Here is a 14,330-nt window from a genome sequence, read left to right as displayed (position 1 = left end):
ACATGACCTAGGCGAGGTCGAAGTGCGCGATGACCGGACGGTGGTCTGACCCTGGTTGGTCTCGGCGTTCGGCTGGTTCGTCTGTGATGGAACGGACATCGGTGTCGCCGGTACTCACGGTGGTCACGGCGCCGACGAGGGCGTGGCTGACGAACAGGTGGTCGATGAGTTCCTGGTGACCGCGGTAGATCCGGGAGAACCGCTGCTCAGCCGGGATGAGGCCGGCGAGGTTCCAGAGCCGCTGACCGTCGCCCCGGTCGGGCCGGTCGAAGCCCCCGGTGCCGAGTTCGGAGCCCGGCGGACCCTGCAGCAGTTGGGTGGTGGCGGCCTGCGGCTCGTCGTTGAGATCCCCCGCCACCACGACCGCACGCTGCTGGCCCTGATCGTCGAGCAGCCGGGTGACGTAGGCACGCACGGCGGCGGCTTCCGCTGCACGACGGGCCAGCGCATATGCCGTGTAGCGAGCGCGTTCGTCCTCGTCCCTCGGATTGAACCGGCCACCCGGAAAGCTCAACAGCTTGCTCTTGAGATGGCAGCTGACCACGTCGAGAACACGATCATCGACCTGGACGCGCGCCCGGAGGGCTGGCCGACCCATGCGGGTGATGGTGGCGCGACCGTCGTCGACCTGAACCGGCAGCAGCCGGTCGGGAAAGTCGACGACCTCTTCGACGTCGTGCAGCGGCAGTCGAGAGAGGACGCCCGCCCGAATGCCACGGTCATCGGGCTCGGCCAGCTCCCAGTGCCAGGCGCCGTCGAGCGAAGCGACGAGGTCGCCGACCGCCGCCGGGTCGCCGACCTCCTGCACCGCGAGCACGTCCGGCGCCAGGTGAGTGATCGTCCCCGCCAGCGCAGTCAGCTTCTCCCGATAGGCCGCCTCCGTTCGCGGCGCACCCTCTCCCCCGCCTGGACGGAACAGGTTCTCCAGGTTCCACGTCCCAACCGCGACCACAGCGGCCTCCCTCTCACGGGCCGGCGATGTCGCTCGCACCATAACGACGGGCGATCGACCTCGCGGGACACTTCACCGACTGTTCGCCCGAGGCGGTCACCCCGAGAGCAGCCAGCTCCGCTTCTCCTCGAGTTGGGCGAGCTGGCCGGCGATGTCCTGCGACGTCTTCTCCAGCCCGAGGAGCGCCTGACGTACGGCTTGCCGCGCCGCGCCGGCCTTGCGACCGGCGTCCTGGATCCGTGACCGGACCGCCATGTCGGTGAAGATGTTGTCGAAGTACATGTCGAAAGTACGGGTCATGGTGTCCACCTGCACACTGTCGATCCCGTCGACTCCGACGTCGGCGAGCTCGCGCGAGAACCTGCCGAGCGCGACGTCGGCACGGTGGAGTACGTCGGCCGCCTCGTCCATCTTCTCGTACTTCATCATGTCGGTGAGTACCCCACCGCCGAAGAAGGTGTCGGCCGTCGACCACGACTCCGCACTTCCGAGCAGCTGGACCGCCTGCTCCACCAGCGCGAGAGCAGGCTCTCCGGCGGCGTACGCCTCCGCGGCCTCCTTGCGCGACGCGGTGAGCCGGCCGCGTTCCCTCGCGATGTCCTCCAGCGCGGCCGCGACAACAGGGTCGTTGGCGAGCGCCCATTGTTCCTTGGCGGCAACGGCGCGCCGCTGGACGTCGTCGACGTCGCCGAGCCCCTCGACCTGGGCTTGGAGTGACTCCACGTCCCGGCTCACCGCGTCGCGCCGGGCTTCGGCCTCGGCGACCGCATAGCGCGCGGCCTCGTGCTCCGCCCGCTCACGGGCAAGGTCGTCCGCCCGCGAACCTCGAAGCGTGGCCCAGATCCGGGTGGGTGAGAACGACTCGAGCACCTCGACGTCCTTGGCCTCGTCGATGAGGTGGCCGCGAAGTGTGCGTACCCGCTCCTCGACGAGCTTGAGTTGCGCGCGTTCGGTCGTCAGTCGTTGGGTCAGGTCCGAATGCCGACGGCGGAGCTCGGCGGCAGCTGCCAGGTCGGCCTCGATCTGGGCGAGCCTCGAAGGGTCGGTCACGCACCGATTTTAGGTGGCGCGGTGCTGTCAGTGATGAGTACTGCTACTCAACATCGACTCACGTACGGCCGGCACGATCTCGTTGGCCCAGCGCCCCAGGGAGACCGCGTCGGGCGTGCCGCCCTCGGGCGAGAAGAGCATGAAACCCGACGCCTCGTGCTCGAGCACGGCACTGGTCAGCTCCTCGATCCACTGGTCGACAGAACCACCGATCCAGCGGCCGGCGTCGTCACGCGTGGCGGCCAGTGGCCGGTCGGTGATGCGTCCGGGGAAGTTGAAGATCGTGCGGACCGCCCGCGGATCGCGGCCGACGGCCGCGGCGGCTTCGTCGATGATCGGACGCGACCGCCGGTACCGCTCACTGAGCCAGTCCGCGGCGTGACCGGGGATCCAGCCGTCCGCTACTCGGCCGGTGGCGGCCAGGGACTTCGGGCCGACCGATCCGGTCCACACCGGGGGCGCGTCGACAGGAGCCGGCTCGAGGTCCTTCACCTGGTAGTGGCGGCCCTGGTAGGTGACCGGCGAACCGCCACCCGACAGCCTCTTGACCAGGACGATCGCCTCCTCGAAGGCGTCCACGGCCTCCCCCGGTGAGAGCCGCGGGACTCCCATGTCGGAGATTCGATCCCACAGCCCGCCGGCGCCCATACCGAGCACGACGCGGCCGTCGGAGAGCGCCGCCAGCGAGGTCACCGCCCGGGCCAGCATGGGAGCGGGGCGGGTCGGCACGTTGGTCACGTTGGCGAAGCCCGCGAGGCGCTGCGTACGTCCGAGGACGAATCCGACGGTGGCGTAGGCGTCGAGGCGCTCACCGATGTAGGGATGGTCCGACAGCGAGAACAGGTCGAGCCCGTCCCGGTCGGCCTGCTGGGTCATGCGCAACAGCTCCGGACCGTCGTCGACGCCGCTGTGCGCACCGAATCCGAAGACCACATCCTGTAGAGACATCGCTCCTCCTACGGACAAAAGAATTACAGTTCGTGCCACGAACTATATAGTTCGCGGCACGAACTGTCTATCCCGCCCTCAGGTTCTCGTTCAGCGTTTGCGAGCGGCAGACTTTCCTTCGTCCGACTCCATGAAGACCATGGGCACCTCGTTGTCCACCACGATGCGGCCGAGCAGCGTGGCCAGCGTGGCGCGCTCCGCGGAGGTGAGCCCCAGCGGAAGCATGTCGATTCGCCGGCAGGTCTCGGCGTAGAACTCCTCCGCCAGCCTGCCGCCGCGCGGGGTGAGCGCGACCCGCACCGCGCGCGTGTCCTGCGGGTCGGGTTCGCGTCGAACCAGGCCGTTACGCTCGGTGCGGTCGACCAGGCCGGTCAGACTCGACTTGGCCAGTCCCAGCATCGCGCTCAGTTCGCCCATGCCGTAGGGCTGGGCCATCAGTACGCAGAGCAACTGTCCCTGCTGCGGTGTGAGCCCGTACTCCCGGCCCGACTCGGCATACACGGCATTCACCAGGAACGAGGTTCGTACCAGCGCGGTCACGACCCCGATCTGGCCACTGTCCTTAGCCACGCGGCGAGAGTAACACCCGGATGCACGATAGTTCGTGGCGCGAACTTCGTCGCGCCGAGCCCGCCGGTCAGGCCTGGTCGACGCCGACCAGAACGGTCGCGATCTTCTTCACCCGCTCGCCAAGGTCACCCACGCCGGATCGACCGCTGGCCACGAGGTGGTGCAGCGTGCCGACGAACATCAGCGCCAGGAACTCGGGCTCGGCGTGCGGCGTGATCCGACCCAACTCCGCCTCCGCCGCGAAGTACGCCGCGAAGGCGGTTTCCAGGCCCTGGAGGTTGGCACACACGCCGAGCGCGTCCTGCACCAGCGGTTGGAGCTGGGGGCGGGCGGTCAGCAGACCGACGATCGCCATCGAGCTCGAACCGAAGGCCTCGACCGCGGTCGTCGCCAGATTCTCGGTCACGTCGCCCTCGCCCGCCCGCCCCGGTAGCCGCGCCGCCGTATCCAGGACGTGGCGCAACCGGTCGGCCGCGAACGCCGTCAGGAACGCGTCGAGATTGCCGAAGTGGTTGTGGAGGACCCCCTTGGCGCAGCCGGCCTCGGAGGTGATGCTCCTGCTGTCGAGCGCGCCCGGCCCCTTACGAACGAGCAACTGCTCCGCCGCCGTGAAGAGCCGCTCGTGCAGTCCGACCACCGGCACGCCTCGTGGCGACATCCCATCTCCTTGCCGCGCGACCCGTTGTCAGTATGGGCGATTGCCCATACAGTATGGGCGACCGCCCATAAACTAGCACTGCCCGGTTCAGATCCTCGCCCTGACAAGTCGCCGGCAACGAGTCAAGGAAGGCGCGTCCCATGGCACGACAGCACCTGCATGGCCCGATCATGGCGCCCCCGGTCCTCTACGACCTGATCGCGCGCTGGTTCATCATGCGCGGCCGGGAGCAGACCTTCCGTTCCATGGTCCTCGACCTCGCCGAACCGCGCCCCGGTGAGGCGATCCTGGACGTCGGATGCGGCACCGGGACGCTGGCCATCGCCGCGAAACGTCGGATCGGCGAGGCGGGTCGCGCGGTCGGCGTCGACCCGTCGGCGCACCTGCTCGCCGGTGCACGACGCAAGGCTGCCCGGCGGAGCCTGCCGATCGAGTTTCAGCTCGCCGGAATCGAGGCGCTCGCGCTGGCCGACCACTCCTTCGACGCCGCGTTCGGCACCTTCATGACCCACCATGTCCCCCACGACCTCCTCCCGCGCGGGCTCGCCGAGGTCGGCCGTGTGCTCAAACCGGGCGGGCGCGTGGTTCTGGTCGACTTCACCCGGCCGGACCACCCCGTTGAGCCCGGCTCGGTAAGCGGGCCGACGACCGGCGTTCAGGACCTCCCCCCACTCCTGAAAGCCGCCGGGTTCGCCCAGATCGAGTCCGGCCAGATGCCGTTCCGCCTCCGCGGCCTGTCCAGGGACCACCCGTCGTACGGCTATGTCCGCGCGGTACGGACCTCCTGAGCCCGGCCGGCACGGCGCCACGCGCCGTCGGCCAGCAGACGAAGACCGTTGAGGCCGACGATGACGGTGGAGCCCTCGTGACCGGCGACGCCCAGCGGGAGCGGCAGCGTGCCGGCCAGGTCCCAGATCACCAGGCCGGTGATGAACACCGCGGCGATGACGAGGTTCTGCACCACCAGACGGCGGGCCCGGCGGGACAGCGCGACCACGGCGGGGATGGTGGCGAGTTCGTCGCGCACGACCACGGCGTCGGCGGTCTCCAGGGCGAGGTCGGATCCGGCTCGGCCCATGGCGATGCCGGTGTGGGCAGCGGCCAGCGCGGGTGCGTCGTTGACGCCGTCACCGACCACCAGCACCTTGCGACCGGCGGACTCGAGTTCCCGTACAGCGGCGACCTTGTCCTGGGGCAGCAGACCGGCGCGCACGTCGGTGACACCCACCTCCTCGGCCAGCCGGGCGGCGGCGCGCGGGTTGTCCCCGGTGAGGAGCACTGGCAACGTGCCGGTGAGGGTGGTCAGGGCGGCGACCGTGGCGGCCGCCTCCGCACGGAGCCGATCGGCGACACCGAGAACGCCGACCGGCGTGGCCTCCACCTCGACCACCACCGCGGTGCGACCCTCGCCCTCCAGGTGCGCAGCCACCACCGCGGCGGGATGCTCGGCGCGCCCCTTCAGCAGCCGGGCGGGACTGCCGACCGCGACGACCTTGCCGTCGACGGTCGCGGTGACTCCGGTACCGGGCGCGGAGCCGAAGTCCTCCACCAACGGGATGTCCAGGCCGCGGGACCGCGCGGCCGCCACGATGGCGCGGGCGAGCGGGTGCTCGCTGGGATGCTCGGCCGCGGCCGCCAGCCGCAGCAGCGCGTCCTCGTCCAGTCCCGTGGCGGGGAGCGGCCTGATGTCGGTGACCCGTGGCGTGCCCTCGGTGAGGGTGCCTGTCTTGTCCAGCGCGACGGCGTCGACCTGCCCGAGGCGTTCCATGACCACGGCCGACTTCACCAGTACGCCGTGGCGGCCGGCGTTGGCGATCGCGGACAGCAACGGCGGCATGGTGGCGAGCACCACGGCGCACGGTGAGGCGACGATCATGAACGTCATCGCCCGCAGCAGGGTGGGCTGCAGCGCGGCGCCGAAGAGCAGCGGCAGCGCGAACAGCGCCACGGTGGCCGCAACCATGCCGAGGCTGTAGCGCTGCTCGACCTTCTCGATGAACAACTGGGTCGGCGCCTTGGTCTGGGAGGCTTCCTCGACCATGGCGACGATCCGTGCGATCACCGAGTCCGACGGGTCGCGCTCGACCCTCACCCGCAGCGCACCGGCGCCGTTCAGGGTCCCGGCGAACACCTCGTCCCCGGCCTCCTTGGCCACTGGCAGCGGCTCGCCGGTGATGGTGGCCTGGTCGACCTCACTCGCGCCGCCACGAACCCGACCATCGGCGCCGATCCGCTCCCCTGGCCGCACGAGGATCATGTCCCCCACCCGCAACCGGTCGGTCGGGACGCTTTCCTCGGCGCCGTCGTCGGTCAGGCGAGTGGCGCTGGTCGGGGCCAGATCGAGCAGGCCGCGAACGGAGTCGGCCGTCCGGGCTGTGGCGATGGCCTCCAGCGCCCCGGAGGTGGCGAAGATGACGATCAGCAGGGCGCCGTCCAGGACCTGCCCGATCGCCGCCGCCCCGAGCGCGGCGACCACCATCAGCAGGTCCACGTCCAGTTGCTTCTCCCGCAGCGCCCGCAAGCCTGCCCAGCCCGGCTCCCAACCGCCGGTCACGTAGACGGCGGCGAACAGCGGCGCCCAGGACCACGCCGGAGCCCCGGTCAGGTTCAGCGGCAGCGCGACGAGGAAGAGCGCCAGCGCGACCGCGGCCCAGCGAGCCTCGGGCACGGCGAGGATCCGGGTCCGGCGCACAGGTGCTGACGCGTCGCGGGTGGCGCCAGTGGGCGGGGTCGAGCGGACGAGAGTGGACCACATCGTGGCGGAGACCTCACGGCGGGAAGGGGACGCTGACCTCCCCACCATACAGGAATGAATGAACAATGATTCATGCGTTCATGGGCGGCGTATGATGTCGGCATGGGTCATGGAGCCACGCCAGGCGAGAGCGCCGTTTCGCGCACACGCCTGGACCCGGCCGGCGCCGCGAAGGTCGCCACGACACTGCAGGCGCTGGCGACCCCGTCCAGGCTGCTGATCCTCGCGCGACTGCGCGAAGGCCCGCTTCCCGCGACCGAACTGGCCGCCGAGGTGGGCATGGAGCAGTCCGCCTGCTCCCACCAGTTGCGCCTGCTGCGCAACCTCGGTCTGGTGACGGGCACCCGCACGGGACGGTCGGTGGTCTACGCGCTGTACGACAACCACGTCGCCGAGCTACTGGACCAGGCGCTTTACCACGTCGAGCACCTGCGGTTGGGTCTCACCGACGCACCGGTCGGAGACGAAGCCGCCGCCGGCGACGAGGCCGTGCCTGCCGCCCGCTGAAGCAACCCTCCCTTTTCGGGCGTTCCGTCGGACGCATATCGCACGCGCCGGTGCGGGCCGCTGTGCTCGTCTAGATTCGTATCCGGGGTCGAACGTCTCCGCACATCGCAATGGGGAACCCAGCACGGTTTCCCTTGGGGGTTGTGACATGCGGGTAAAGCTGATCGTCGGCGCGCTGGTCGCCACCGCCGCGCTCGTGACAACCGCCTGCAGCGCGCAGTCCGCGCCGCAACCCGCCCAGACATCTCGTACTCCGACCGCCGAACCACGTAAGCAGGGCCCAGCGATCGGGAGCAGGGTCAAAGTCGCCGGCATCACGGCCAACTACCACGGATCCAGGAACATCGTCGGGGACCGTCTCGTCACCGTGGTGATCGAGGACGGCTACTTCGTTCCGACGGTGATCAAAGGGAGTCCTGGTCAGAAGATCACCCTGCAGATCGAGAACAAGGCCAAAGAGCCGCACATGTTCGCCGTCGACGGGCGCTACATCAAGCTGCAGGTCCCGCCCGGACAGCGTTGGCCCATCCCCCTGACGCTCCCGAAGTCCGGCAATCTGTCCTTCTACAGCCAGGCCCACTGGCGCGAGGGCATGGCCGGGGTGTTCAACGTCTCCGGCGGGATCGCCGCCGCACCCGCGAGCCCCACACCCAACCATCGCTGACATCGCTCGGTAGCTGAGCGTTCCGGCCCGGACCCGCAGGGTCGAGCCGCCCTTGGTCGGGTCCACATGTCGACGGCTATCCTGATGAACCCGAATGCCGAGAGGAGTGGTGTCCGCCCGTGTCGACGGACCCATCAAGTCATAGATCCAGCCCATCCCACGATCTGTCCAGCGCGCGGTGGGGTGGTGTCCGATGAGCGTCGCGCTGGGAATCGTCGCCGTCTTCGTCCTGACTTTCGGTACGGGCTACTTCGTGGCCCAGGAGTTCTCCTACGTCTCCGCCGACCGCGTCGAACTGTCCCGCCAGGCCGCCGCCGGGGACAAGAACGCCGCTTCGGCCATCCGAGTCATGGAACGACTCTCCTTCATGCTGTCCGCCGCGCAGGTCGGCATCACCGTCACCGGTCTGCTGGTGGGCTTCATCGCCCAGCCCGCACTGGTGCAGGCCTTCCGCCCGCTGCTGGGTGCGATGGGTCTTGGTGACACCGCGGTGTCCGCGCTGTCCGTCGTGATCGGCTTCGCGCTGGCCACCGTCATCCAGATGGTCCTGGGTGAGCTGTTCCCCAAGAACCTCGCCCTGGCGAGGTCCGAACAGCTCGCCAAGGCACTGGCTCCCTCCACGCACGTCTACCTCGCGATCGCCGGGCCGGTGGTGAGGGTGTTCGACAGTTCGTCGAACTGGGTGCTGCGCAGGGTCGGCATCGAACCCGTCGAGGAACTCCACCACGGCGCCACCCTCGAGGAACTCGGTCACATCATCGGCGAGTCCGAGGAGCACGGGTCGCTCTCAACCGACCTGTCGGCCATGCTGGAACGGGCCCTGCTGTTCTCCGATCGCACCGCGGCCCAGGCCATGGTTCCCCGGCCAGGCGTCGTCAGCGTCCGCGCCGACGACTCCGCCGCACGGCTTCTCGAACTGATCGCCGCGAGCGGCCACTCCCACCACCCGGTCCTCGGTTCGGACACCGACGACGTTCTGGGCGTCGCCGGCGTTCGTGAGCTCATGGCCCTGCCCGCGGAGGCGTTCGGCACCACTCGCGTCGGGTCGATCGCACGACCCGCGTTGTTCGTGCCGTCCACCGTCGGCCTGCCCAGACTGCTCGCCCAGATGCGGGAACAGGACGAGGAGTTCGCCTGCGTGGTCGACGAGTACGGCGGCCTCGCCGGAATCGTCACCCTCGAAGACGCGGCCGAGGAACTCGTCGGTGACATCGCTGACGAGAACGACACGCATGCCGCCTTCGCCACCCAGGCCGGTGACTGGTGGCACGTCGACGCCGCACGCCGTACGGACGAGATCACCGAACGGACCGGCATCGAGCTACCAGCCGGCCCGCACTACGACACCGTGGCCGGCATGATCGTCGCCATGACGGGGCGGCTGGTCAGCCCCGGTGACCACCTCGTCGTTCCCGCGACACCCGGGTCAGGTGCGCCAGCCATCGAGGTCGAGGTTCTGACCGTGGACCGGCGCGTGCCCGACCAGGTGCGGCTGCGCGTTGCCCAGCCGGCGACCGCGACAAGGACGGAGGTGGCCCGCGCATGAGCTGGCAACCCGCACTTGCGGTGACCCTCGGACTCCTCCTCGCCTCGGGGTTCTTCGTCGCCTCGGAGTTCGCGCTCGTCGGCGCCCGCCGCCACCGCATCGAACAGGCCGCCCGGGCCGGCGTCCGCGGAGCCGCCGCGGCGCTCGTGGGCATCCGCAGGCTGTCCTTCATGCTGGCCGGAGCCCAGCTGGGAATCACCATGTGCATGATCGGCCTCGGCATGGTGTCCGAGCCGACCCTGCACCACTACCTGGAACCGGTGCTCGCCACACTCGGGCTGCCGGCCGCCGCGTCGGACGTGATCGCCCTGGTCGTCGCCCTCGTCGCCGTCAGCTACCTGCACGTCGTCGTGGGCGAGATGGCTCCGAAGTCGTGGGTGATCACCGATCCCGATCGCTCGGCCATGCTGCTCGCCCCGGTCTTCCGAGCCTTCACCAGCACACTGCGCCCGCTGATCGGCCTGCTCAACGGCATCTCCAACCTCCTGCTCCGGCTGTGTCGGGTGTCGCCTCGGGACGAGATCGTCAACGTCCGCAACCGGGAGCAGATCCACCACCTGGTGGACGAATCCCACCGCCTCGGCCTGATCGCCGAGGAGGACTACCGGCTGCTCACCCGAACGATCGGGGCGGCGTCGGCGCCGATCCAGCGGATCCTCGTCCCGGCCGAACACATCGTCGCCGTCGCGGACACCGCCCCTCCGCAAACGGTCGTCGACACCGCACACCGCAGCGGACGTACCCGCCTCGTGGTCATGGACGGCGCCGGAGACATCGTCGGCTCCGTCCACGTGCGCAATGCGCTTCTCGCGCGGGCGAACGGTTCGCAGACGCCCGCGGGCTCGCTGTCCACGCCGATCCCGACGCTCGCGCACGACACCGATCTGGCGGGTGCCGTCGGGCTGTTGCGGGAGCGGCGTGCACAGCTGTGTCTCGTACGAGACGAACGCGGACACCTGCTCGGCCTGGTGAGCTTCGACGACCTACTCGGCGCGATCACGACCGACCAGGGTTCTCCGATGGCGGAGGCTGTCACCGCCTGAGATCGGCGGCTCGGGTCAGGTGGTTCCTAGGACCCGAGGTGAGCGGGCACTCGGTGGTCCGGCTGGCCGTCCTTCGCGAGGATCGAGTGTTCCTCGACGGTGGCGCGGTAGAGCCGGATCGCCGGCTCCCCCTGGACGTCCTGCGGCGTCCACGCCACGCCGCCGTGCAGGAGGGAGCGACGCGAGAAGACGTCCATTCCCCGTTCGAGCTCCGTGTCCTTGACCTGCTCCCCCACGGCGGTCATGTAGACCCCCTGCCCGGTGCTGATCGGCACCTGCGAGTCGAAGATCACGATGCCGAGTTCGGGGCGGACCGCGAGATTGCGCGAATGGGTCGACGTCGGCGACGACACCCAGAAGAACTCGCGGAAGTCGGCATGGGCGTAGTAGACCGGCGATGCCCAGGGGCGGCCACCCTCGTCCGCGGTGGCGAGCACCATGTAGAGGTTGGCGTCGATGATCGTCCGGACGACGGGATCGGTGCTCGTCATCACTTCTCCTCGGTGCGGGTGAGCGACCTGTCAGGCTGCTCGGCGCCGACGTGGCTGTCAAGCGGGCCCGCCGGCCGGCAGCGTCACTCCGCTCGACGTACCAGCGGCAGATAGACCTGGTCGACGATCTCGGTGAGGACGGTGTCGGCGACGGTGGTGATCCCCCGGGTGATGTATTCGTTGCGCAGGAGCACCAGAGCCACCGTGGCGACCCGCGGACGCAACGCCTCGGGTGAGGCCTCTCCACGGGCGACGGCACGTTCGAGAATGGTCAGCCAGACGTCACTCGCGCCGTCACCGGCCTGCTCGAGGAGCTGCGTGAAGAGTTCGGGTTCGTCACTCGCGCTGGCCAACAGGCCGCGGAGGATGTCACCGTTGGGGCTGGACAGTCCGCGGTTGATCCGGCCTAGCAGCGTCAGCACGTCCTTGCGCAGCTCGCCGGTGTCGGGCGCCTGGATCTGCGCCTCGACCATCTCACGGTAGGCGGCGATGCCGAGCGCGGCGCGGCTCGGCCAGCGGCGGTAGATCGCGTTCTTGTTGGTGCCCGCCCGCTTGGCGACCCCGTCCATGGTCAGTCCGCCGTAGCCGAACTCGACGAGCTCGTCGATCGCGGCGCGCAGGATCGCCTGCTCGAGCACGGCTCCACGCCGCCGCGTCGCGCGGGTCCGCACGTCATCACCGGGCTTGCCAGACATCGACACCAACCGTACCTTATGAGTTAGAGTACTCGGCGTACCTAATGAAGTGAGAGGAAGGCTGCCCGTGCGCGCCAACGGCATCAGCTACGACACCGGCTTCGTCCGCGACGGAACGATCTCCCGCGAGCACTTCGACCCCGAGGTCGTCAAGCGTGAGTTGCGCATCATCCGCGACGACCTGCACTGCAACGCGGTCCGCATCATCGGTGGTGATCCCGAGCGGTTGGAGCTGGCGGCGACGTTCGCCGTCGACCTGGGCCTGGAGGTCTGGTTCTCGCCGTACCCGCTGGAGTTGACCACCGACGAGATGCTGTCGTTGTTCGCCGACTGTGCCGAGCGGGCCGAACGACTCCGGCAGCGCGGTGGCGAGGTCGTGTTCGTCACCGGCGCCGAGTTGAGCCTGATGACCAAGGGGTTCCTGCCCGGCGAGAGTATCGACCAGCGGCTCCAGCTGATTCTGGGCCGACCACACGACCTGCGCGAACAGATCGCCGAGACCAGCGCACGTGTCAACGAGTTCCTCGGCACAGCCGTGGCACTCATCCGCGAACGATTCCGCGGCAGGGTCACCTACGCCTCGATACAACTCGACCGCGTCGACTGGGCGCCCTTCGACATCGTGTCCATGGATCTCTACCGGTCAGCCGAGATCGCCGACCAGTTCAACGACGGGGTCCGCCGCCTCGTCGCGCAGGGAAAGCCGGTCGCGATCACGGAGTTCGGCGCCGCGACCTTCCGGGGTGCGAGCGACATGGGCGCTCGCGGCCTGGAGATCGTCGAGAACGACAAGGACACCGGCGCGCCGGTTCGACTCAACGGGGAATATGTCCGCGACGAGGCCGGCCAGGCCACCTGTCTACGCGAACTGCTGGAGATCTTCGACACCGAAGGCGTCGACAGTACCTTCGTGTTCGCCTTCGCACTCGACAGCTTCCCGCACCGCCCCGACGGCGATCCCCGCGACGACCTGGACCTGGCGAGTTACGGCATCGTGAGGGTTCTCGACGACCGGCACGGTGACACCTACCCGGACATGCGGTGGGAACCCAAAGCCGCCTTCAGTGCGGTCGCGGCCTTCTATCGTGCGAACGGCGCTCGCCCGGCGTCCCCGTCAGCCGCGACCTGACCAGGCTCCAGGAGGACCTTGATGGCGCCCTCCTTCTTCTCCTGGAAGAGCTCGTAACCACGTGGCGCTTCGGCGAGGGGAAGGCGGTGCGTCGCCAGGTCCTGGACACCGAGCGGGTCGTCCTCGCCGGTCAGCAGGGGCATCAGGTCGTCCACCCAACGCTTGACGTTGGCCTGACCCATGCGCAGCTGGAGCTGCTTGTCGAAGATGTCCATGAGCGGAAGGGGGTCGATCATCCCCGTGTAGACTCCGCTGATCGAGACGGTTCCGCCCCGGCGTACGGAGTCGAGGCACGCGTACAACGCGCCGAGCCTGTCGATACCGGCCCGCTCGGCCACCAACAGCGCCATCCGGCTCGGTAGAGCCCCCACGATCTGGTGGGTCAGCTTCGCCACCGAGGCACCGTGGGCCTCCATCCCGACGGCATCGATGACGGCGTCGGGCCCGCGTCCGTCGGTGAGATCACGCAGTGCCGTCGCGATGTCGTCGCACTCGCGCAGATCCAGGGTCTCGATGCCGTACCGCCGGGCAAGCTGCAGGCGCTCGCGGACGAGATCGATGCCGAACACGCGCGCCACGCCGAGGTGGCGAGCCACCCGGCCACACATCTGCCCGATCGGCCCCAGGCCGAAGATCGCCAGGCTGCCGTCGCGCGGTGGCTCGGCGTAGGCGACCGCCTGCCAGGCGGTCGGAAGTACGTCGGAGAGGTAGACGAACCGTTCGTCGGACGGGCCGTGAGGCACCCGGATCGGACCGAACTGCGCCTGCGGAACCCGGATCAACTCGGCCTGTCCACCGGGCACGCTGCCGTACAACCTGGTGTAGCCGAAGAGAGCCGCTCCCTTGCCGTGCTCGCGCACCTGGGTCGTCTCGCACTGGCTGTAGAGCTCGTGGGCACACATGAAGCATCGGCCGCAGGAGATGTTGAACGGGAGGACCACCCGATCACCGGGGCTGACATTGGTGACATCGTGCCCGACTGCCTCGACGATGCCGATCGTCTCGTGTCCGAGTACATCGCCCTCTTCCATGTAGGGGCGACCAAGCACCTCATAGACATGCAGATCAGACCCACAGATTCCCGCCGTGGTGACCCTCACCAGAGCATCGGTGGGCTCTTCGATCTTCGGCTCGGGCACCTCGTCAACCCGCACGTCACGCTTGCCGTGCCAGGCCACCGCCTTCATGGACTCTCCCCTTTCGGCGCGTCCACGCTATCTCGCTCCCGGCCGGCGACCATCGGCCCGATGTCTGCTCGTGGACCGGTCCATAAGGTCGGTCCAGCGGAGTGATCGGAGGGGCCGATCGTGGAGGCGTCGCCC

The 14,330-nt window shown here is 69.1% G+C and carries 15 protein-coding genes; 6 read left to right on the top strand and 9 right to left on the bottom strand.

What is annotated here, in order from left to right; translation table 11 throughout:
• Positions 1 to 7 precede the first annotated feature (7 nt).
• The 5 genes from HEB94_RS28730 to HEB94_RS28710 form a co-directional block, all read right to left on the bottom strand.
• On the bottom strand, positions 8 to 952 hold the full coding sequence (locus HEB94_RS28730; RefSeq protein WP_202896606.1) for an endonuclease/exonuclease/phosphatase family protein: 945 nt from the start codon (positions 950 to 952) through the stop codon (positions 8 to 10).
• Positions 953 to 1,048: 96 nt separating this feature from the next.
• Entirely contained in the window at positions 1,049 to 2,002 is a 954-nt protein-coding gene (locus HEB94_RS28725) for a hypothetical protein (protein ID WP_192752772.1), read from the bottom strand.
• A gap of 27 nt (positions 2,003 to 2,029) precedes the next feature.
• The gene (locus tag HEB94_RS28720; protein WP_192752771.1) at positions 2,030 to 2,950 is read right to left on the bottom strand and encodes an LLM class flavin-dependent oxidoreductase; all 921 of its coding nucleotides are present in this window, start codon (positions 2,948 to 2,950) and stop codon (positions 2,030 to 2,032) included.
• A gap of 90 nt (positions 2,951 to 3,040) precedes the next feature.
• Positions 3,041 to 3,520, bottom strand: a complete 480-nt coding sequence (locus HEB94_RS28715; RefSeq protein WP_202896605.1) for a MarR family transcriptional regulator — start codon at positions 3,518 to 3,520, stop codon at positions 3,041 to 3,043.
• 67 nt (positions 3,521 to 3,587) lie between these two features.
• A complete protein-coding gene (locus tag HEB94_RS28710) occupies positions 3,588 to 4,178 on the bottom strand; it encodes a TetR/AcrR family transcriptional regulator (protein ID WP_192752770.1) in 591 nt (196 codons plus the stop codon).
• 140 nt (positions 4,179 to 4,318) lie between these two features.
• Between HEB94_RS28710 and HEB94_RS28705 the strand changes: the two genes are divergently transcribed.
• Positions 4,319 to 4,966 (top strand): class I SAM-dependent methyltransferase, encoded by a 648-nt coding sequence (locus tag HEB94_RS28705; RefSeq protein WP_192752769.1) that lies wholly within the window; start codon positions 4,319 to 4,321, stop codon positions 4,964 to 4,966.
• On the opposite strand, the gene HEB94_RS28700 is transcribed toward HEB94_RS28705, so the two are convergent.
• Positions 4,939 to 6,933, bottom strand: coding sequence for a heavy metal translocating P-type ATPase (locus HEB94_RS28700; protein ID WP_192752768.1), 1,995 nt, complete (start codon positions 6,931 to 6,933; stop codon positions 4,939 to 4,941). The two genes, HEB94_RS28705 and HEB94_RS28700, sit on opposite strands and share 28 nt — an antisense overlap.
• A 102-nt stretch (positions 6,934 to 7,035) precedes the next feature.
• Here HEB94_RS28700 and HEB94_RS28695 point away from each other — a divergent pair, with 102 nt between their 5' ends.
• The 4 genes from HEB94_RS28695 to HEB94_RS28680 all read left to right on the top strand — a co-directional run bounded on the left by HEB94_RS28695 (position 7,036) and on the right by HEB94_RS28680 (position 10,693).
• Positions 7,036 to 7,440: an ArsR/SmtB family transcription factor gene (locus HEB94_RS28695; RefSeq protein ID WP_192752767.1), complete on the top strand. Its 405-nt coding sequence runs from the start codon at positions 7,036 to 7,038 to the stop codon at positions 7,438 to 7,440.
• A 148-nt stretch (positions 7,441 to 7,588) separates the two neighbouring features.
• Positions 7,589 to 8,104, top strand: a complete 516-nt coding sequence (locus HEB94_RS28690; RefSeq protein ID WP_192752766.1) for a cupredoxin domain-containing protein — start codon at positions 7,589 to 7,591, stop codon at positions 8,102 to 8,104.
• Positions 8,105 to 8,297: 193 nt separating this feature from the next.
• Positions 8,298 to 9,650: a hemolysin family protein gene (locus HEB94_RS28685; RefSeq protein ID WP_192752765.1), complete on the top strand. Its 1,353-nt coding sequence runs from the start codon at positions 8,298 to 8,300 to the stop codon at positions 9,648 to 9,650.
• Positions 9,647 to 10,693, top strand: coding sequence for a hemolysin family protein (locus HEB94_RS28680; protein ID WP_192752764.1), 1,047 nt, complete (start codon positions 9,647 to 9,649; stop codon positions 10,691 to 10,693). The genes HEB94_RS28685 and HEB94_RS28680 overlap by 4 nt, the downstream gene beginning before the upstream one ends.
• 26 nt (positions 10,694 to 10,719) lie before the next feature.
• On the opposite strand, the gene HEB94_RS28675 is transcribed toward HEB94_RS28680, so the two are convergent.
• Together HEB94_RS28675 and HEB94_RS28670 are read right to left on the bottom strand one after the other, a co-directional pair.
• Entirely contained in the window at positions 10,720 to 11,184 is a 465-nt protein-coding gene (locus HEB94_RS28675) for a pyridoxamine 5'-phosphate oxidase family protein (RefSeq protein ID WP_192752763.1), read from the bottom strand.
• An 83-nt stretch (positions 11,185 to 11,267) separates the two neighbouring features.
• The gene (locus HEB94_RS28670; RefSeq protein ID WP_192752762.1) at positions 11,268 to 11,879 is read right to left on the bottom strand and encodes a TetR/AcrR family transcriptional regulator; all 612 of its coding nucleotides are present in this window, start codon (positions 11,877 to 11,879) and stop codon (positions 11,268 to 11,270) included.
• A gap of 67 nt (positions 11,880 to 11,946) precedes the next feature.
• Here HEB94_RS28670 and HEB94_RS28665 point away from each other — a divergent pair, with 67 nt between their 5' ends.
• Positions 11,947 to 13,008 carry a hypothetical protein gene (locus HEB94_RS28665; RefSeq protein ID WP_192752761.1) on the top strand — a complete coding sequence of 354 codons (1,062 nt, stop codon included), beginning with the start codon at positions 11,947 to 11,949 and terminating at the stop codon, positions 13,006 to 13,008.
• Here the strand turns inward: HEB94_RS28665 and HEB94_RS28660 are convergent.
• Positions 12,960 to 14,195, bottom strand: coding sequence for a zinc-dependent alcohol dehydrogenase (locus HEB94_RS28660; protein WP_192752760.1), 1,236 nt, complete (start codon positions 14,193 to 14,195; stop codon positions 12,960 to 12,962). The genes HEB94_RS28665 and HEB94_RS28660 overlap by 49 nt on opposite strands.
• Positions 14,196 to 14,330: the final 135 nt, after the last annotated feature.

This window comes from Actinopolymorpha pittospori, from assembly GCF_014873875.1.
Classification (GTDB): Bacteria; Actinomycetota; Actinomycetes; order Propionibacteriales; family Actinopolymorphaceae; genus Actinopolymorpha; species Actinopolymorpha pittospori.
This window is presented reverse-complemented; position numbering and strand designations above follow the sequence as displayed.

What these genes read in the sequence shown, in the direction of transcription:
- HEB94_RS28720 (WP_192752771.1), bottom strand. Translation starts at nt 2,950, where the DNA reads ATGTCTCTACAGGATGTGGTCTTCGGATTCGGTGCGCACAGCGGCGTC.
- HEB94_RS28690 (WP_192752766.1), top strand. Translation starts at nt 7,589, where the DNA reads ATGCGGGTAAAGCTGATCGTCGGCGCGCTGGTCGCCACCGCCGCGCTC.
- HEB94_RS28705 (WP_192752769.1), top strand. Translation starts at nt 4,319, where the DNA reads ATGGCACGACAGCACCTGCATGGCCCGATCATGGCGCCCCCGGTCCTC.
- HEB94_RS28695 (WP_192752767.1), top strand. Translation starts at nt 7,036, where the DNA reads ATGGGTCATGGAGCCACGCCAGGCGAGAGCGCCGTTTCGCGCACACGC.
- HEB94_RS28685 (WP_192752765.1), top strand. Translation starts at nt 8,298, where the DNA reads ATGAGCGTCGCGCTGGGAATCGTCGCCGTCTTCGTCCTGACTTTCGGT.
- HEB94_RS28700 (WP_192752768.1), bottom strand. Translation starts at nt 6,933, where the DNA reads ATGTGGTCCACTCTCGTCCGCTCGACCCCGCCCACTGGCGCCACCCGC.
- HEB94_RS28680 (WP_192752764.1), top strand. Translation starts at nt 9,647, where the DNA reads ATGAGCTGGCAACCCGCACTTGCGGTGACCCTCGGACTCCTCCTCGCC.
- HEB94_RS28660 (WP_192752760.1), bottom strand. Translation starts at nt 14,195, where the DNA reads ATGAAGGCGGTGGCCTGGCACGGCAAGCGTGACGTGCGGGTTGACGAG.
- HEB94_RS28670 (WP_192752762.1), bottom strand. Translation starts at nt 11,879, where the DNA reads ATGTCTGGCAAGCCCGGTGATGACGTGCGGACCCGCGCGACGCGGCGG.
- HEB94_RS28675 (WP_192752763.1), bottom strand. Translation starts at nt 11,184, where the DNA reads ATGACGAGCACCGATCCCGTCGTCCGGACGATCATCGACGCCAACCTC.
- HEB94_RS28710 (WP_192752770.1), bottom strand. Translation starts at nt 4,178, where the DNA reads ATGTCGCCACGAGGCGTGCCGGTGGTCGGACTGCACGAGCGGCTCTTC.